This window comes from Sulfitobacter aestuariivivens (genome assembly GCF_014763045.1).
GTDB lineage: Bacteria > Pseudomonadota > Alphaproteobacteria > Rhodobacterales > Rhodobacteraceae > Sulfitobacter > Sulfitobacter aestuariivivens.
The window spans coordinates 739,140-757,892 of sequence record NZ_JACTAG010000001.1 but is presented as its reverse complement, the minus strand read 5'-3'; the positions used below and the strand labels follow the sequence as shown (position 1 = coordinate 757,892).

General features: G+C 59.2%; 17 protein-coding genes and 1 pseudogene. 11 read left to right on the top strand and 7 right to left on the bottom strand.

Annotated elements, in window-relative coordinates:
* Positions 1-42: 42 nt before the first annotated feature.
* A pseudogene (lon, locus tag H9Q16_RS03745) lies at positions 43-2,474 on the bottom strand (endopeptidase La).
* 292 nt (positions 2,475-2,766) lie between these two features.
* Here lon and H9Q16_RS03740 point away from each other — a divergent pair.
* Together H9Q16_RS03740 and H9Q16_RS03735 are read left to right on the top strand one after the other, a co-directional pair.
* Positions 2,767-3,420, top strand: a complete 654-nt coding sequence (locus tag H9Q16_RS03740; protein WP_191074016.1) for an isochorismatase family protein — start codon at positions 2,767-2,769, stop codon at positions 3,418-3,420.
* 100 nt (positions 3,421-3,520) lie between these two features.
* Positions 3,521-4,414: a hypothetical protein gene (locus H9Q16_RS03735; protein ID WP_191074015.1), complete on the top strand. Its 894-nt coding sequence runs from the start codon at positions 3,521-3,523 to the stop codon at positions 4,412-4,414.
* Between the two features lie 57 nt (positions 4,415-4,471).
* Here the strand turns inward: H9Q16_RS03735 and tgt are convergent, their stop codons facing one another.
* Positions 4,472-5,599 (bottom strand): tRNA guanosine(34) transglycosylase Tgt, encoded by a 1,128-nt coding sequence (gene tgt / locus H9Q16_RS03730; RefSeq protein ID WP_191074014.1) that lies wholly within the window; start codon positions 5,597-5,599, stop codon positions 4,472-4,474.
* A gap of 113 nt (positions 5,600-5,712) precedes the next feature.
* Here tgt and H9Q16_RS03725 point away from each other — a divergent pair, with 113 nt between their 5' ends.
* The 8 genes from H9Q16_RS03725 to H9Q16_RS03690 all read left to right on the top strand — a co-directional run bounded on the left by H9Q16_RS03725 (position 5,713) and on the right by H9Q16_RS03690 (position 12,731).
* A complete protein-coding gene (locus tag H9Q16_RS03725; protein ID WP_191074013.1) occupies positions 5,713-6,606 on the top strand; it encodes an SPFH domain-containing protein in 894 nt (297 codons plus the stop codon).
* The gene (locus tag H9Q16_RS03720; RefSeq protein ID WP_343067781.1) at positions 6,603-6,881 is read left to right on the top strand and encodes an NfeD family protein; all 279 of its coding nucleotides are present in this window, start codon (positions 6,603-6,605) and stop codon (positions 6,879-6,881) included. The genes H9Q16_RS03725 and H9Q16_RS03720 overlap by 4 nt, the downstream gene beginning before the upstream one ends.
* A gap of 35 nt (positions 6,882-6,916) precedes the next feature.
* Complete coding sequence (locus H9Q16_RS03715; RefSeq protein WP_191074012.1) at positions 6,917-8,563, top strand: mechanosensitive ion channel family protein; 1,647 nt, start codon at positions 6,917-6,919, stop codon at positions 8,561-8,563.
* Positions 8,564-8,775: 212 nt separating this feature from the next.
* Positions 8,776-9,930, top strand: coding sequence for a hypothetical protein (locus tag H9Q16_RS03710; protein WP_191074011.1), 1,155 nt, complete (start codon positions 8,776-8,778; stop codon positions 9,928-9,930).
* A gap of 105 nt (positions 9,931-10,035) precedes the next feature.
* On the top strand, positions 10,036-11,415 hold the full coding sequence (rimK, locus tag H9Q16_RS03705) for a 30S ribosomal protein S6--L-glutamate ligase (RefSeq protein WP_191074010.1): 1,380 nt from the start codon (positions 10,036-10,038) through the stop codon (positions 11,413-11,415).
* A 208-nt stretch (positions 11,416-11,623) separates the two neighbouring features.
* Complete coding sequence (locus tag H9Q16_RS03700) at positions 11,624-11,986, top strand: SUF system Fe-S cluster assembly protein (RefSeq protein WP_191074009.1); 363 nt, start codon at positions 11,624-11,626, stop codon at positions 11,984-11,986.
* 56 nt (positions 11,987-12,042) lie between these two features.
* The gene (locus H9Q16_RS03695; RefSeq protein WP_191074008.1) at positions 12,043-12,405 is read left to right on the top strand and encodes a HesB/IscA family protein; all 363 of its coding nucleotides are present in this window, start codon (positions 12,043-12,045) and stop codon (positions 12,403-12,405) included.
* On the top strand, positions 12,402-12,731 hold the full coding sequence (locus tag H9Q16_RS03690; protein WP_191074007.1) for a TfoX/Sxy family protein: 330 nt from the start codon (positions 12,402-12,404) through the stop codon (positions 12,729-12,731). The genes H9Q16_RS03695 and H9Q16_RS03690 overlap by 4 nt, the downstream gene beginning before the upstream one ends.
* Here H9Q16_RS03690 and H9Q16_RS03685 read toward each other — a convergent pair.
* A complete protein-coding gene (locus H9Q16_RS03685; RefSeq protein ID WP_191074006.1) occupies positions 12,724-13,356 on the bottom strand; it encodes an HD domain-containing protein in 633 nt (210 codons plus the stop codon). The genes H9Q16_RS03690 and H9Q16_RS03685 overlap by 8 nt on opposite strands.
* Positions 13,353-14,258, bottom strand: a complete 906-nt coding sequence (locus tag H9Q16_RS03680; RefSeq protein WP_191074005.1) for an isopenicillin N synthase family dioxygenase — start codon at positions 14,256-14,258, stop codon at positions 13,353-13,355. The genes H9Q16_RS03685 and H9Q16_RS03680 overlap by 4 nt, the downstream gene beginning before the upstream one ends.
* A 123-nt stretch (positions 14,259-14,381) precedes the next feature.
* On the opposite strand from H9Q16_RS03680, the gene tpiA reads away from it, so the two are divergent.
* Positions 14,382-15,131 carry a triose-phosphate isomerase gene (gene tpiA / locus H9Q16_RS03675; protein WP_191074004.1) on the top strand — a complete coding sequence of 250 codons (750 nt, stop codon included), beginning with the start codon at positions 14,382-14,384 and terminating at the stop codon, positions 15,129-15,131.
* A gap of 201 nt (positions 15,132-15,332) precedes the next feature.
* Here the strand turns inward: tpiA and H9Q16_RS03670 are convergent, their stop codons facing one another.
* The 3 genes from H9Q16_RS03670 to H9Q16_RS03660 all read right to left on the bottom strand — a co-directional run bounded on the left by H9Q16_RS03670 (position 15,333) and on the right by H9Q16_RS03660 (position 18,472).
* Positions 15,333-16,709, bottom strand: a complete 1,377-nt coding sequence (locus tag H9Q16_RS03670) for a TRAP transporter large permease (RefSeq protein WP_191074003.1) — start codon at positions 16,707-16,709, stop codon at positions 15,333-15,335.
* 4 nt (positions 16,710-16,713) lie between these two features.
* The gene (locus H9Q16_RS03665; RefSeq protein ID WP_191074002.1) at positions 16,714-17,394 is read right to left on the bottom strand and encodes a TRAP transporter small permease; all 681 of its coding nucleotides are present in this window, start codon (positions 17,392-17,394) and stop codon (positions 16,714-16,716) included.
* Between the two features lie 73 nt (positions 17,395-17,467).
* Entirely contained in the window at positions 17,468-18,472 is a 1,005-nt protein-coding gene (locus H9Q16_RS03660; protein WP_191074001.1) for a DctP family TRAP transporter solute-binding subunit, read from the bottom strand.
* Between the last annotated feature and the right edge of the window lie 281 nt (positions 18,473-18,753).

Here is an 18,753-nt window from a genome sequence, read left to right as displayed (position 1 = left end):
AACTTGCGGGGCGTTTCTTTTACCAGATGCCGGGCGGCCGGATCAGTGCGCGGTGGCGCCATCTCCTGAGCCCGATTTCGCTGCGAGGGCCGCGGCGGCTGCCGCGTCTTCGGCTTCCTGATCCCACTCGATCGCCTCAGGCGTTGACACCAGCGCATGTTTCAACACTTCCGACACATGAGACACCGGAATGATGGTCAGCCCTTCTTTCACGTTATCGGGAATTTCAGGCAAATCCTTCTCATTTTCTTCCGGGATCAGTACGGTGGTGATGCCCCCACGCAGGGCTGCCAACAGCTTTTCCTTCAGACCACCGATGGCCGACGCATTCCCGCGCAGTGTGACCTCACCGGTCATGGCGATGTCCTTGCGCACCGGGATCTGCGTGAGCACCGATACTATGGCGGTTACCATGGCAAGCCCCGCTGAGGGACCGTCCTTGGGCGTCGCACCATCGGGCACGTGCACATGGATATCCACTGTGTCGAACTTCGGCGGCTTCACCCCGATCCTGGGGCTGATCGACCGCACATAGCTCGACGCGGCATCGATGGATTCCTTCATCACATCGCCAAGCTTGCCGGTGGTCTTCATCCGGCCCTTGCCCGGCAGGCGCAACGCTTCGATCGACAGCAATTCACCGCCGACGGACGTATAGGCCAATCCGGTCACCACCCCGACCTGATCCTCTTTTTCTGCAAGACCGTAGCGGAATTTGCGCACACCAAGGAAGTCTTCGAGGTTGTCACCGGTGACGGTGATCTCTTCCGCTTCCTTCTTGATGATCTTGGTCAGCGACTTGCGCGCCACCTTGGCGATTTCCCGCTCCAGGTTTCGTACGCCCGCCTCGCGGGTGTAGTACCGTATCATGCCCGTCAAAGCACTGTCTTCAATGGCAAATTCCTTGCCCTTCAGACCGTGGTTCTTGATCTGCTTGTCGACCAGATGCTGCTTGGCAATCTCGCGCTTTTCGTCCTCGGTGTATCCCGACAGCGGAATGATCTCCATCCGGTCCAGCAAGGGGCCGGGCATGTTGTAGGAGTTCGACGTGGTCAAAAACATCACGTTCGAAAGGTCATATTCGACCTCCAGATAGTGATCGACAAAGGTCGAGTTCTGCTCCGGATCCAGCACCTCAAGCATGGCCGACGCCGGATCACCCCGGAAATCCTGACCCATCTTGTCAATCTCATCCAAGAGGATCAGCGGATTGGTCGTTTTCGCCTTTTTCAGCGCCTGAATGATCTTGCCCGGCATGGAGCCAATGTACGTCCGGCGGTGACCGCGAATTTCGCTTTCATCGCGCACGCCGCCCAGCGAGATGCGAATGAACTCGCGCCCCGTGGCTTTGGCAACAGACTTGCCCAATGATGTCTTGCCCACACCCGGAGGGCCGACAAGGCACATGATCGGGCCTTTCATCTTGGACGAACGCTGCTGCACCGCAAGGTACTCGACAATGCGTTCTTTCACCTTTTCAAGACCATAGTGGTCGTTATCAAGAATCTCCTGCGCCTTGGAGAGGTCCTTTTTCACGCGTGACTTCTTGCCCCACGGGATAGACAGCATCCAGTCAAGGTAGTTGCGCACGACAGTCGCTTCCGCTGACATGGGCGACATGTTCTTGAGCTTTTTGACCTCGGCTTCGGCCTTTTCCTTGGCCTCTTTCGAAAGTTTGGTCTCGGCAATTTTCTCTTCAAGCTCGACAACTTCGTTCTTGCCGTCTTCGCCATCGCCCAGCTCTTGCTGAATGGCTTTCATTTGCTCGTTGAGGTAATATTCGCGCTGGGTCCGCTCCATCTGCGATTTGACGCGCGTTTTGATCTTTTTCTCGACCTGCAGCACGGACATTTCGCCCTGCATCAGGCCATAGACCTTCTCAAGCCGTTCGCTCACGCTAAGAGTTTCAAGCAACTCCTGCTTTTGCTCAACCTCGATGCCCAGATGACCTGCGACCAGATCCGCCAGACGGGCCGGCTCCGCGCTTTCACCGACTGCGGCAAGCGCCTCATCCGGCACGTTTTTCTTCACTTTGGCGTAACGCTCAAACTCATCTCCAACCGTCTTGATCAGCGCCTGTGTCGTGGCCTCATCGCCGGGCATCTCGGTCAGATACTCTGCGCGGGCTTCAAATACTCTGCGCGGGCTTCAAAGAAGTTATCATTCTCCAGGTATTCGGTGATGCGCACCCGCGCCTGCCCCTCGACCAGCACCTTGACGGTGCCATCGGGCAGTTTCAGCAGTTGCAACACATTGGCCAGCACACCAGCCTTGAAAATACCCTCAGCCTCAGGGTCGTCCTCTGCCGGGTCAATCTGGCTGGACAGCAGAATCTGCTTGTCGTCCGACATCACTTCTTCCAACGCGCGCACGGATTTATCGCGGCCCACGAAAAGCGGGACAATCATGTGCGGAAACACCACGATGTCGCGCAAAGGCAAGACCGGATAAGACGCGTTCAAAGGTTCTAACATGCTCAATTCCTTGTTTTAGCAAGACGCGCCGGGCCCCGATGCGGCAGCCGCTGTCGTCTCCTTGTCTGGATAAGGTATCTGTGTACCCGACCCGCCCGTTTCAATCCCTTCTGATGGGGTTTGGGGCATCATCGCTGTTCCAGCCCCTCAGGGCAATACGGCTTTTCCTCGCCTTTGACAGAAATTAACGCGGGCTGCCCGCGACGCGTTTTGCCGTTTTCGGGGCATTATTGCGCGAACAAGCTGGTAGTTTCAGCGCTGAAAACAGCAAAATCTGCAAGAGGGGCCCGCAATGATTGCCAAATTTGATGACCAAACCGCGCTGCTGCTGATCGATGTTCAGCGGGGCGTACATGATCTTGGCCATTGGGGCGGTGCCACGGGGCGCATGAACAACCCTGAGTGCCTTGATAACCTGCGCGCCCTTCTGACAGGATTTAGGGAGGCCGGGCTGAGGTGTGCCTTTACGCGACATGACAGTCTTGAGCCTGACAGTCCGCTGAAATTCGACCTTCCAGGCGGGGCGCAACTGGACGGGCTGGTGCCTGCACCGCAGGATATCGTTGTCGAGAAACACACAAATGCGGGCTTTATCGGCACGTCGCTTGAGGTCGATCTGCGTCGCGCCGGGATCACCCGACTGGTGGTTGCGGGCTACTTCACCAACTTTTGCGTAGAGACAACCGTGCGCATGGCAGGCAACATGAACTACGACGTCTATCTGGTCCATGATGGTTGCGCGACCTGCAACCGGGTGGCGCTTGACGGCACCGATCACGATCCTGAGCTTGTGCACGATCTTGCGATCGCCTCCATGCATGGTGAATTCTGTACGGCACTGCCCACCGCGGACGTGCTTGGCCTGCTCAAGGCTGACGCCACGCACCTAAGCCGCGCTCAGGGCAACGAACCGACATCGCCCCGGCCAGCGGTGCGAATTGCCTGATATCAGGAGGGATTTCTGAAAAATGTCGTAACCGTGCCGCAAAACGGCCTCGGTTGCCCGAAAGGTTAAGATTGATCCGTGCTCCTTATATGGGCCTTCCATGTTCAGACTGATCTTTCGCCAACGTCGTCGCCTGCTGTTTACCAGCCTGACCGCCGCGCTGTCGCTCCTGCTTCTGGTCTGGACCACCCATCCGCTTGAAATGGCGTCCTTCTTCACGGTGCCGTGGATCGGGATCGCGACCTTCAGCATCGTCTTTTTTGTGCTGGTGCTGTCGGCGATGGCGATTGGGGTCCTCGTGCTGCTGGTCCTGCCGACCTGGAGGCAACTTCTTGAAGTTCTGGCGATCTTCCTCTTTGTCATTGCCGTTACCAAGTCTCTGATCCCGCAGATGTATGACATCGCTTATGTCGGCGGTGTCCTTCCGTTCTTTCTCTACATCGGCATTTTCAGTCTGATGTATGGCACCACGCTGGATCGGTTTCCGATCTGGCTCGATCATCACCAGCGCCGTCACTTTGTGTCTCCCCTATGGGCCCAAGCGCTGTGGGATCGTCTCGTTCCGCTCCCTGAAACGGCTGACCGCCACTGGGATCCGCTCTTGCATGAAATCACTCCCGATCCAGAGGCGCGCGACACCTACGACGTGCGCTATGCGATGGGCGGCTCCCTCTACGAGCTGCAAACCATCACCTATCTCGACCTGTCCGCCCCTCATCATGCGCGGTATCATCATGTGGGCGAGGTTGATCCAAAAAACCGCGCATTGGTGGAAGGCACCTACGAGGTCACCATCACCCCCCGCGAGAATGGGGACGGCTGCGATGTGCTGATCGAAACCCACCGAAATGCGCTCTTGCCCAGAGAAGGGTTTGCCATGTGGTTTGACGACGCCCTGGGGGACCAGACCGACCTCATGCGCGCTCAGGAACTGGGCAAACGGGACTGGAGCATGAGCGGCATCTTCCGGCGCAAGGTCCGACGCTACGTCTGAGACGTCACAGGAAGGGATGGCGGGCGGGGCGTCGTCGCAGACGCGCGCCATACGCCATCACAATGGATCGATATCGCCCTGCGCGCGCGCGGCGTGGAATGTCGCCTGCCACGCTTCAAACCCGCCGGCAGCAATCGCGGCGCGCATGCCTGACATAATGTCCTGATAATACTGCAGGTTATGCCATGTCAGCAGCATTGAGCTGATGATCTCCTGACTGCGGAACACATGGTGCAGATAGGCGCGTGAATACCCCCGGCACGCCGGACAGCCACAGGCCTCGTCCAGCGGGCGCGGATCGTCCTGATGCCGCGCGTTCTTGATGTTCAGAACGCCGTGGCGGGTAAAGACCTGACCGGTGCGGCCTGACCGCGACGGCAGCACGCAGTCCATCATGTCGATGCCCCGCGCTACCGCACCCACGATGTCATCTGGCTTGCCCACACCCATTAGATACCGCGGTTTATCCGCAGGCAGCTGATCCGGCGCAAAATCCAGACACCCGAACATCGCCTCCTGCCCCTCGCCCACCGCCAGTCCCCCGACGGCGTAGCCTTCAAACCCGATCTCTGTCAGCGCCTGCGCACTCTCCGCGCGCAAATCCTCTTCCAGACCGCCCTGCTGGATCCCGAACAGCGCATGCCCCGGCCGATCCCCGAATGCATCCCGCGACCGCGCCGCCCATCGCATCGACAACCGCATGCTGTCCGCGATCCGCGCCTTGTCGGCGGGCAGCGCGGGGCATTCATCGAAACACATCACGATGTCCGACCCCAGCAACCGCTGGATCTCCATCGACCGTTCCGGCGTCAGCGCATGTTTGGACCCGTCGATGTGGCTCTTGAAGGTCACGCCCTCTTCCGTCAGCTTGCGCAGGCCCGCAAGGCTCATCACCTGAAAGCCGCCACTGTCGGTCAGAATCGGTTTATCCCAGTTCATGAACCGATGCAGCCCGCCAAGCGCGTCAATCCGCTCAGCCGTGGGCCGCAGCATCAGATGATAGGTATTGCCCAACAGGATATCCGCGCCCGTCGCGGCAACGCTCTCGGGCATCATCGCCTTGACGGTTGCTGCCGTACCCACTGGCATGAACGCCGGTGTCCGAATGTCGCCGCGCGGCGTGTGGATCACGCCCGTGCGTGCCTTGCCGTCCTGGCCCAGCTTTTCAAAGGAAAAACCCGTCATGGATACGCCTCTCAGATGCTTGTGAGTGGCGTTACACCCTGCCATGAAAACTTGCAAATCAGTCGCAAAACCCCCAGATATTGTTAAACAACACTGCCAAGGGACGTATTTTAGTGGATATTGAACAGTTTTTGATCGACACCCTGCAAAACAATCTGATCTGGCTTTTGCTGGCCCTCCTCATCTTCATTCTGATCTTCAAAGGGGTCAAGATCGTCCCCCAGTCAGAACAGCACGTGGTCGAACGCTTTGGCCGCCTGCGCAGTGTGCTGGGCCCGGGCATCAACATGATCGTGCCTTTCATCGACAAGATCGCGCACAAGGTGTCGATCCTGGAACGCCAATTGCCCACCGCCAGCCAGGACGCAATCACCCGCGATAACGTGCTCACCCAGGTTGATACATCCGTCTTTTATCGCATCACCGAACCAGAAAAGACCGTCTACCGTATCCGCGACGTGGACAGCGCGATCTCGACCACCGTCGCGGGTATCGTGCGCGCCGAGATTGGCAAGATGGACCTTGATGAGGTCCAGGCGAACCGCTCGCAGCTGATCAACACCATCAAGGCCAACGTCGAAGACGCGGTGGACAACTGGGGGATCGAAGTAACACGTGCTGAAATTCTTGATGTGAACCTCGATCAGGCCACCCGCAACGCGATGATGCAACAGCTTAACGCCGAACGCGCCCGCCGCGCGCAGGTGACCGAAGCCGAAGGAGCCAAACGCGCGGTCGAACTCTCGGCGGATGCTGAGCTTTATGCCTCAGAACAGACCGCCAAGGCCCGCCGTATTCTGGCCGATGCCGAGGCCTATGCAACCCAGACCGTCGCCAAGGCGATCAACGAAAACGGGCTGGAGGCCGCGCAGTACCAGATCGCGCTCAAACAGGTCGAGGCGCTCAATGCGCTGGGCGCCGGTCAGGGCAACCAGACCATCGTCCTGCCTGCCGAAGCGCTGACCGCCTTCAATGACGCGTTCAAACTGCTGAAAGGAAGAGGATGATGGCGGCCTATTTCTCCCTTTGGTGGGTCTGGATCTGCGTCGCCCTGGCGCTGGGGGTCGTCGAACTGCTCGCCCCCGGTTTCATTTTCCTCGGTTTCGCCATCGGGGCACTCTCCATGGCAGTCTTCGTCTTTGTCATGCCCGCCACCAATGTCGCAGCACTGATCGCGATGTTCGCCATCCTGTCGCTGATCGGCTGGGTCGTTTTGCGCATGATGTTTCGCCGCCAGTCAAGCGGCGCGCGCATCGTGAAACGTGATATCAACGACGGCTGACTTGACGCCTGCGCGCCCGCGCTATCTTAGGCTCAATGTTACTTTTGCGCAGATGTCTTGGCGCAGCCGCTGCGCTGCTCGTGCTTGTCACGCTGGCCCATGCCGAAGAGCGTTGGTTTGAAACCGACGCCCTGAACCCGGGCCTTGGCCCCCCGCCTTCCAGCATGGATCGCAGCACGCCCATGTCGAGCGTGGAAAGCTTTCTTTACCTGACCGCGCGCGGTCACTTCTCGGATGCCGCGCACCTGTTGGATCTGACGGATCTGCCCCGTGCCGATCAGGCGACCGAAGGGGCCAAACGCGCCAGAGAACTCAGCGTCGTGTTAGAGCGCAAGGTGGTCATTCCCTGGGGCTCGCTGGCCGACCGCCCCGATGGCTGGCTTGCCGGATCAAACGATGATCAGGCCTCGGGCCGTGTGCGCCGGTCGCTTCTTATCGACCGGATGGAGCTTGATGACCACTTTGTCCCCTTACGGCTCAACCGCATCAAAGCGGGTGAAAACGCCGATCCTGTCTGGGTCTTTTCGCCCCAGACTGTCGACAACATCCCCCGCCTGCATGAACTTTACGGCCCGACTGAACTGGAAAAGAAGCTGCCCCTGTGGGCCCGCGCCGAAGGCTTTTGGGGCATGTATGTCTGGGAGGTACTGTTCCTTCCGCTTCTGCTGATCGTGGCATCGATCCTCTCGTTCCTCGCCTTTGGTTTCCTCAAAGAGATGGGCGAAAAAGCCCCGCAACGCTGGATGCGGTTTCTGGGCCGATCGTTTCGCTGGCCCGCCGCAATTGCTCTTTTTGCTGCAGTATTGGGCACCGGCACCCGCGAAGTGCTGGTCGTATCCGGCGTGCTGGATGCCATCCTTAACCCGGTGCTGGTGATCGCCTATGTCTTTGCGGCGACCCTCGCCCTTGTGCTCATCATCGACGAGGTTTTCGACCGGATCAGCAAGAGCAACCCCAATGAACTGGCCGATCCGGAAAATTCGCACCTGCGTTCGATGGCCACGACCATCTCAGCAGCCCGCAAGTTCTTGATCGTTATCGCCACATTGGTGGGGACCGGCGTTGTCCTCACGTCGGTCGATACCTTCCCGAACCTCGGCCTCTCGCTGCTGGCCTCAGCCGGTGCGCTGACGATCGTCCTTGGTTTTGCCGCCCGCGAGGTGCTGGGCAATATCCTCTCTTCGGTGCAAATCGCGCTCAACCGGTCTGCTCGGATCGGCGACCAGCTGATTTTCGAGGGGCATTTCTGCACGGTCGAACGCATCCATTTCACTTATGTGCAACTGATGATCTGGAATGGCACTCGGCTGATCGTGCCGGTCAGCTATTTCGTCTCTGACGCCTTTGAAAACTGGTCGCTGGAGGACCCCAAGATGGTACGCCCCATTTTGATGACGCTTGCACAGGACGCGGACGTTGACGCAATGCGCAAGGTTTTCCTTGATTTGCTTGAGCGCGAAGATGACGAAGACGTCCACCCAAAAGAACGCGCAGCGGTGCGCGTGATCGACCAGGATGTTTTTGGCCTAAAGGTCCGGTTCGAGCTTCCAGCAGCCAATCCGGCCACCGGCTGGGACATCGAATGCCGCGTGCGCGAAGGTTTGCAGAAAGCGGCGCGCAAACTGCAGTCCGAAGGCACGTCCATTCTGCCCCCCAAGCCGGATGACATGCCCGAAAACTGAAGAATGGGCCTTTCGGTGTGCCACAATTGACCCCACGCACAATCTCTGCTCGCGATACAATCACGCTATGAGTGCATCAGCGTTTCGCACGCGGTGACACATTTTCTACCTCAGATTGTATTTCCGCCAATTCCACCTGTTTTTGTAGACCTGCCGGCTTAACTGCCCCAAAATTTCCACAATTTAGACACATCCAATTTCCGGAGACCCCCATGTCTGGTTCAAATGACCCTATTGTTATCGACACCATTGAACTTCTGCTTGGCTGCGACCCGCAGGTCTGCGTCACCATCGACGAGAAATCCAATGGCGCGCTCTTTTTCCACATCACCTCAGCGGACGGAGAGCCGGCGGACATCGACGGCTTCTTCTTTGATCTCAGCGACGACAGCGAGGCTGACAATCTCAATGTCTTTCCCGGCATCAACACGCTGGGTCTGACTGATTTCAGTGCCACGGCAGACAGCGAAGACACGCTGGCCAACGGCGCACAGACTGCCGATCCTTACGACGTCAAACTGCAATTCGGGACCGTGAACGATTCAACCGAAGGAAGCCTTGAAGAGGTGTCTTTTGTCGTCTTCACCAATGACGGCAGCCCGCTGTCGCTGTCCGATCTCGATCTCGACAGCCTCGCCACCGTGGTCGATTCAGATACCTCCGACGGGCAGGTCCTGCTGGTCAATGAGGACGGAAAAGACGGTAAAGGAGGCCCCGACACCCCGGACGACCCCGATGATGGCGTCTGCGAATTTCTCATCGAAGGCGAGGTCAATGTCACAGTCACCCTGACAGAGCTTGCAAATGGCGAACTGCAGGTCGATCTGTCAGTGCTGGGTGCGGACGACGAAAACGGCACCGGCGCAATCGGTGACCTGCGTGGCTTTTTCTTTAACACCGGCAACGATGGCCTGCTCGACGCGATCAGCGTCACAGGTGCCGATGTCACGGATTCCGAATTTGACGCCAACAGCGTCAGCAATCTTGGCAATGGTGCCAACATGAATGGCGGCGGCCGCAGCCCGTTTGACGGCGGGGTCGAAATCGGGCGGCAGGGCCTGCGCGGCAATGACGATATCCAGGAAACCTCCTTCATCCTTAGCCATCCCGATGGCCTGTCCATCGACGACTTCACCGGCGAAGAATTCGGCATCCGCCTGACCTCTGTCGGCGAAGAGGACGGGCCGCGCAACGGCTCTCTCAAGTTGACCGGGGAATGCCCCGACGATCCGCCCCCGCCGGTTTGCGATGACCAATATGCGCTCAGCGACGTGATGGCCCTTTTCACGGTCGAGGTGCCGGACGAGCATATGGTGATCGAAGACGACGTCCCACTTGATGGCCCCACCGAAGCGGATCTGGTCTGACACCGGCACCCCAGACGATTCAAGCGGGCATTTGACCCATCGTCTTGTGATCGCGGCCATCGCCTGTTAGCCCGACACCACTCAGGCGCAGGGGGATCGTCACACATGAAAGAACTGACATTCGGTTGGGAGGAATGGGTCGCCCTGCCCGATCTGGGCCTGCCCGCGATCAAGGCCAAGGTAGACACCGGTGCGCGCACTTCGGCGCTGCATGCCAATGATATCGAAACCTTTGGTTCTGCCAGCAAACCGAAGGTGCGGTTCAACGTGCATCCTATTCCGGGACGGCGCGATATCTCGATCACCTGCTCTGCCCCCCTGGTGGACCGGCGCGAAGTGACCTCGTCCAACGGTGAGGCCGAAAGCCGTTACGTCATCTCCACCACGCTGGAGGTCGGCGGCGAAACCTGGCCCATCGAGGTGACTTTGACGAACCGCGACGGGCTGACCAGCCGCATGTTGCTGGGCCGTCAGGCCCTGTCAGATCACATATCCATCTCTCCCACCGAAAAACGGCTGCAGCCCGACCTCAGCTATGACGTCTACCATGACACCCGCCTGCGCAGTCAGGCCCCCCAACGCGCGCTGCGCATCGCCGTCCTCAGCCGCGAGGCGAATTATTCCACCGGGCGTCTGGTCGAGGTGGGCGAGGCACGCGGTCACACGGTCGAGGTGATCGACACTACCCGCTGCTACATGGCCATCAACACTATCGCACCCGAGGTGCACTACGATGGCAAGCGCCTGCCGCGCTACGATGCCGTGATCCCGCGCATCGGCGCATCGATCACCCCCTACGGCTGCGCGGTCATTCGCCAGTTCGAAACCATCGGCACCTACTGCGTCAACGGCTCTGACGGCATCCTGTCCAGCCGCGATAAGCTGCACGCCCATCAGGTCCTGGCCGCCAAACGCATCGGCATGCCCACGACCGCATTTGCCGCCTCGCCCAAGGACACGTCAAACCTGATGGCCCTTGTGGGCACCGCGCCCCTGATCGTGAAACTGCTGGAAAGCACACAGGGCAAAGGTGTTGTGCTGGCCGAAACCAAAAAGGCCGCCGAAAGCGTGATCGACGCCTTCCGGGGTCTCAAGGCAAACTTTCTGGTGCAGGACTTCGTCAAGGAAGCCGCGGGAGAAGACATCCGCTGTCTGGTGGTTGCGGGCAAGGTCGTGGCCGCCATGAAACGCACCGGGGCCGAGGGCGATTTTAGGTCCAACCTGCACCGGGGCGGATCAGCCAAGGTTGTGCGCATCACCCGCGAGGAACGCGAAACCGCCGTGCGCGCGGCCCGTGCGTTTAATCTGGGGCTGGCGGGTGTGGATCTGTTGCGATCCTCTGACGGACCCAAGGTGCTTGAGGTCAATTCCTCCCCCGGTCTTGAGGGGATCGAGAAAGCGACGGGCAAGGATATCACGGGCAAGCTTTACGACGTGATCGAGGCGCGCGTGAAACCACAACCGGTCCGGCGGCGGCGCAAATAGCCCTGCGCCCCGGACGCGCTTTGCGCCCTGCCTCACATCCAACTCAACCTGCTCCGCATCCCCGTCAGCCATACCGTCATGGACGCCCTGAAAAAGCCCGGTCTGCTGGGCAAGTCAATCGCAACACTCTACGTGACTGCGCCGCACCTCTGGACGCCCCCTGCCACAAACCCTATATAAACACTCAGGAACCAACCCCGAGGGCGTCATGACCGAACAGAGCCAACCGCTAGAAGGCACACCGCTGATCGTGCCCTCTTCTACGGACCATCCCCTGCACGAGGCGATTGTCGAGGCGTGCCGCTCTGTCTATGACCCTGAAATCCCCGTCAATATCTATGAACTGGGCCTGATCTACACGATCCTGATCAACGACGAAAACGAGGTGAACATCAAAATGTCGCTCACCGCACCGGGTTGCCCGGTGGCCGGTGAGATGCCGGGCTGGGTCGCCGACGCGGTCGAACCGCTGCCGGGTGTGAAACAGGTTGACGTCGAACTGGTGTGGGAGCCCCCCTGGGGCATGGAAATGATGTCAGACGAGGCGAGACTGGAACTGGGGTTCATGTAGCCCAAGGTTGAGATGAGGCGCCCAAGCCATTACCTTGGGCACAAAGGAGCAACGCAATGTTCGGCATCCCCGGCAAACAAGCCGTGACCATAACCCCCAAGGCGACCGCACAGATTGTTAAGCTGATGGCGGCCAAAGGCCATCACGGGCTGCGCATCGGCGTCAAGAAAGGCGGCTGCGCGGGCATGGAATACACCATGGACTACGTGGACACCGCAGACCCCAATGACGAAGTCGTCGAACACGACGGCGCGCGTGTGATGATCGCCCCCATGGCGCAGATGTTCCTGTTCGGCACTGAAATCGACTATGAAACCACGCTGCTGGAATCCGGTTTCAAATTCAATAACCCCAATGTTTCCGAGGCCTGCGGCTGCGGCGAATCCATCAAGTTCGACGACAGCCTGTTCGCCAAGTGAGCCTTTCAGAGGCGGATATCGCCTTTGCACGTGAACTCTTTGCCGACATGCCGGACCTGTCCACCCGCAAGATGTTCGGCGGACTCGGCATCTATTCCCAAGGCACGATCTTTGCCCTGCTGATGTCCGACAGCCGTTTCATGATCAAGGCGCAGGACGGCCCGTTTGCAGATCGTCTGGCGTCTATGGGCTGCGAGAAATGGACCTACACCCGCAAGGACGGTGCCGCATCCTCCATGCCCTACTGGAACATGCCCGACGCGGCACTGGATGACCCGGCTGAAGCCTGCGCGCTGGCGCAGGACGCGCTGGCAGCGCTCAGGTAACTTCGCGCATCAACTGTTCCCGAAACGCTTTCATGAAGGCAACCCGTTCTTGCGCCAAAAGCCGTGCCGGCGCAGTATTGAGAGTCTGTGCAATCGCAAAGAGCTTGGTCTCGAAATGATCCAGCGCAAAGGCCCGATCGTCCAAAGCCCGTCCTTCCGCCAACGGATCCTCCGGGTCGAATAACGCACGCCCCATTTGGCCCGACACGTTGAAACACCGCGCAATCCCAAGCGCCCCCAAAGCGTCAAGTCGATCCGCATCCTGAACGATCTGCGCCTCAATCGTCTCCGCCGGCACACCGCCCGAAAAACTATGCGCTTCAATGGCATGTGCGACCGCTTTGATGTCAGCATCTGCCCAATCCAACCCCTTCAGAAAAGCAGCTGCATGCGCAGCCGAAGCCGCAGCGGCCTGCCCCCGCGTCGGACTGTCCTTTGGTGGATTGACGATGTCGTGCAAAAAGGCTGCGGCCTCGATCACGCGCAGGTTCCCCTGCCCGAGCGCCCCGGAAATCAGCTGAGCGGTTGACCAGACCCGTCGCAAATGCGCCAGATCATGCGCGCCGTCAGTTTGCCCGGCCCGGACCCGCGTCACCTCTGCCTCGCATGCCGCCTGCAAACTCATTTCTTCTGCAGATGCACGTACGTTTCGGTGTACCGCTTGGTCAGATGATCGCCCGCCTTCACCACCTCATCTGCACCGTCAGGGGCGACATTGGTTTCATAGGCCGGATTGAAGAACAGCGGCACCGAAATGCGCTCTGCCGTGCCGCCCACCACCCGATGCGGCGTTGCCTGGATCTCTCCACCGCTCCAGAACGAGATCATTTCGCCGAAATTGATGATGAATTCGCCCGGCGGCGCGCTCACAGGGATCCAGCCCCCGCCCCGCTTGCGCACCTCCAGCCCGGGCGAGCCGTCCGTCGCCAGCAACGTCAGACAGCCATAATCCGTATGCGTGGCAATGCCGAAGTCCTTCTCACCTGCCCAGTCGGGCCGCGCCGGATAATAGTTGCCCCGCAAAAGCGCCATCGGCAGATAAAACGCGGTATCAAAGCTGTCCCGGGGCCGCCCAATCGACTGGGCCACGCCGCGCAACACCTGCATGGCAACCGAACAGGCATCGCGGTAGTACCCCCGGAGCGTCTCTTCAAAGCCGTCGGGTTTATCCGGCCAGAGGTTGGGCGCATAAAACGGCATCTCGCGCAGCGGGTCCCCCGCAGGCAAGGACACACCGCAATCAAAGAACTGCTTGTAATCCGCATTCGCCTCCGGGTTCACCTGCTCTGATCCAGCCGCACCCCAGCCACGGTTCGACCCCGTCTGTGCCATGTCATACGGGCGCTTTTCCGCCGCGGGCAGCCTGAAAAATGCGCGATACATATCAATGGTTTGCGCGACACGATTGGGTCCAAGTGCGGTATTGTAAACGATCGCAAACCCTATATCGGTCGCCGCAAGGCGCATCGCCTCCACGGCCTCGGCCTTGCCGGCAATCAGCGCCTGTAAGTCAATACGCGGTATCATCGTGTCCGTCCTCTTGCTGCTCTGGCCCTCCTAACGCAGCGTGGGCGCAGACAACACCCCCATGCGTTGCTGCAGGAGAACGGCAGTGCTAACAACAACCATACCGCAAAGGAGCCTCAGCACATGCGCGCCAAAATTGCCGCCGGAAACTGGAAAATGAACGGCACCGCCGCGGCCCTGTCAGAACTGGACGCACTTGCCGCCCTGTTGCCCGCGACGCCGCCTACGGTTGTCCTGTGCCCGCCCGCGCCACTGCTCTATCGCGCCTCGGAAGCTGCCCGCGCCCATGGCATCGCCATCGGCGCACAGGACTGCCACATGGACGCCAGCGGCCCCTTCACCGGCGACATCTCTGCCACGATGGTTGCAGATACCGGTGCGTCCCACGTGATCGTCGGCCACTCTGAACGCCGGGACGCGCATGAAGAAACCAATTCAGACGTGCGCGCCAAGGCCCGTCAGGCCTGGGCGGCGGGTCTCACGGCCATTATCTGCATCGGAGAATCCGGCGACGACCGCGCGGCCAACAACACCCTGGACATCATTGCAGGCCAGCTTGCCGGTTCTCTGCCAGACGGGGCAACCGCCACCAACACCGTGATCGCCTATGAACCGATCTGGGCGATCGGCACGGGCAAGGTGCCCACGCTGGCAGAAATCATCGACGTGCACGATTTCATCCGCACCCGTCTTTGCGCCCGATGCGGCGCCACAGAGGGTGACGGCATCCCCCTGCTCTATGGCGGCTCGGTCAAGCCCGATAATGCCCGGACCATCTTCAAGGCGGCGAATGTGGATGGCGCACTGGTGGGTGGCGCGTCTCTCAAAGCATCGGATTTCGCGCCGATCATAACGGCATTGTCCCAATCCTGAGGCCTGCGCTTTACGCTAAACCCGGGATTTAGGTATTTTCAAAAGGGTGAAACAGTCAACGCCCTGCCTGTGTCGCACCGGCCCTCTTTGCTTCACCCTTTTTCAAATACCTCTGCACTGCACACGCAAAAGGCGCCGCGTCCGATAGGATGCGGCGCCTCTAGGTACGCGTCTTTGAATGTCATGCAGGCGCAGCCTGCTCTATTTGGTAATGATTTCCGGGCCCATCATCAGCGTCGGCAGCCATGTACTGAGGAAGGGGATGTAGGTCACCATGATCAGAAAGACGAAGAGCACGGCAAGGAACGGCAATGCGGCGCGCACGACGGACATCATCGGCATGTTCGCCACGCCCGAAGTGACAAAAAGGTTTAGGCCCACCGGCGGGGTGATCATCCCGATCTCCATGTTGACCACCATGATGATGCCAAGATGAATGGGGTCGATCCCAAGTTCGATGGCGATCGGAAACACCAGCGGTGCAACGATCACAAGCAACCCCGAAGGTTCCATGAACTGACCGCCAATCAACAGGATGATGTTGACGATCACCAGGAACATGATCGGGCCGAAGCCTGCGTTCAGCATCGCGGCTGAGATCTGTTGCGGGATCTGTTCATCAGTCAACACGTGCTTGAGGATCAGCGCATTGGCGATGATGAACATCAGGGTTACAGTCAGCTTGCCCGCCTCGAACAGCGTATTCTTTGTGTCCCGGTGGAAGAAGACAGTGATCAGAGACAGCGGCTTTTGCAGCAGGCTCAGGTTACGCCCTTCGCCTTCGACATGAAGCGGCCCCATGTCGCGGTAGATGAAGGTCGAGATGATAAAAGCATAGACTGCCGCGACCGCCGCTGCCTCAGTGGGGGTGAATATCCCGCCATAGATGCCGCCAAGGATGATCACGATGAGAAAAAGGCCCCATCCCGCCTCCACACCGCTTTCCAGCACCTCGCCCCACCCGCGCCACTCGCCCTTGGGCAGATCCCGGATCTTGGCAATGATATAGATCGTCGCCATCAGCATCAGTCCCGCCAGCAGACCGGGAATGACACCGGCAAGAAACATCCGCCCGACGGAGACATCCGTTGCAGACGCGTAGACCACCATCACAATCGACGGCGGGATGAGAATCCCCAACGTGCCTGCGACAGCAATGACACCGGCCGCAAAATCCTTGGTGTAGCCTACCTGACGCATGCCGACGATGACGATGCTGCCAATCGCAACCACCGTGGCCGGCGATGAACCACTGAGGGCGGCAAAAAGCATGCAGGCAAAGACGCCCGCAATGGCAAGCCCCCCCGGCAAATGCCCCACCAGCGCGATGGAGAACCGGATGATCCGTTTCGCCACCCCACCCGTGGACATGAAGCTGGAGGCAAGAATGAAGAACGGAATGGCCAGCAGCGTGTAATGCCCCGCCATCGCCTGAAAGAAGGTCTGCGCGATAGAGGCCAGCGACGTGTCGCTGAGCGCCAGCAGGAACACGATAGAGGACGTGCCAAGCGACACAGCAATCGGCACACCGATCAGCATCAGGCCGACAACCATGGCGAAAAGAATGACAACTTCCATGATCTTATGCCCCTTCGTTCATGTGACGCACGTCTTCGACTGCGTCTTCAGCCTCGTGGCTGACAATCAGGCTGTCCTGACGTCCTTGGACCACCCGCAACGTGGCCTGCACAAACCGCAACAGCAGCAGGAATGCCCCAAAGGGCAGCATGGCATAGGGGATGAACCGGGGCAGCTTTTCATAAGCCTCTCCTTCGTTCATCAATGGCTCGATAAAGCGCAACCAGTCGGGGATCGGTGTATCGATTACCTCGTACCAGGCCTGATCGCGGCTGTTTTCAAACCCCGTCGGAAACCAGCGCCCGCTGGTGGCATCAAGCCCCGCAAAAGGCGCCCAATAATCCCACGCCCCCTTAAAGAGCAAGGCCGCGTAAATCACGCAAACCAGCCCGGCGACAATCGCCAGCACACGGCGGGGTCCGCGGGAGAAAAGATTGATCACCGCATCGACGCCCAAATGCGCCGTTACCTTGACGGCATAGCTCACCCCGAACAGCACCAGCCAGGCGAACAGAAACGTCACCATCTCAAGGCCCCAGATGATCCCGGTGTTAAACCCGTATCTCAGCACCACGTTGATAAAGGTGATGATCGTCATCAGCCCCAGGATAATGGCGATCGCCGTTTCCTCGATTTCGCTGACAATGCGCCCCAGCGGCGTCGCCGCCTGATAATGCGATGACATGCCCGTCCCCCGAAAATGTCTGGTATCTAAAACGCCAGCCCCCGCGCAGTGGCGGGGGCTGATCGTAGATTATTTAAGAGCTTGAGCCGTTGAACTTTTGCGCAGCGTCAATGTTTTCCTGACCTACATCGTCACGGAACTGGTCCCAGACAGGGGCCATCACGTCGACCCATTCCTGGCGCTGTTCAGGCGTCAGTTCGCGCACCACACCACCGGCATCGATGATCGCCTGCTTGGCCTCTGCATTCACCTTGCTGGATTCAGAGTTCCGCGCCTCGGTCACTTCCGCCACGATGGTCATGAACTGATCGCGCACGTCCGCGTCCAGACTGTCAAGCCAGTCGGTTGAGGTCACCAGCAGGTAGTCGATGATGCCGTGGTTGGTCTCGGTCACGCCATCCTGCACTTCAAAGAACTTGCGGCCATAGATGTTGGACCAGGTGTTTTCCTGCCCGTCCACAACGCCGGTCTGCAACGCGCCATATACTTCGGAGAACGCCATCGGCTGGGGCGAGCCGCCCATCGCGGCCATCTGCGCCTTCAACACGTCAGAGTTCTGAACACGGAACTTCAGCCCCGCTGCGTCAGAGGGCGACAGCAACGGCTTGTTGGCCGACATCTGCTTCATCCCGTTGTGCCAGAACGCAAGACCAAGCAAACCGCGACGCGTCATGCTTTCTTTCATGGCCTGACCCGTCTCAGAGCTTTGGAAGGCATCCACAGCGTTAATGTCCTCGAACATGAAGGGCAAATCGAAGATGCGGAACTTCTTGGTGAACTGCTCAAATTTGGACAGCGACGGGGCGGCGAGTTGCACGTCACCCTGCAGCAGCGCTTCCAGCACCTGGTCGTCATTGTAGAGCGTGGAGTTCGGGAACACCTCCATACAGGCCTTGCCGTTCATCTCCTCGTTCACGCGCTTTTCCAGCAGCGATGCGGCGATGCCCTTCGGGTGCTTGTCGGTGTTGGTCACGTGGCTGAACTTGATCACGACTTCCCCGTCATCACAGGCGGCCTGCACGGCCCCCGCAGATACGCTCATCGTCAGTGCCACAGCGGCAGCGGTCAGAAATTTCATGGTGTCTCCTCCCAGAGAGTTTCATCGGTTTCTGGCATTCCTCGGTGAATGCCTTGTCACAATGAAACAGCACACCCGCCACCAGCCACAAGCTGAAGTTTGGCAAGAGGTGTGGATCAATTTAAAATCCTAAAATTCATAATGTTGCATTGCAATCCTCACGTTTCACTTGCACAAATCCCGTCACGTTGTGCGAAAACCCGCACAGAGCAGATTACGATATGTGCGGAATCTCACACAACCACAGCAGCAGGACCAACGGGTAAGCCCTCGCGGCAACC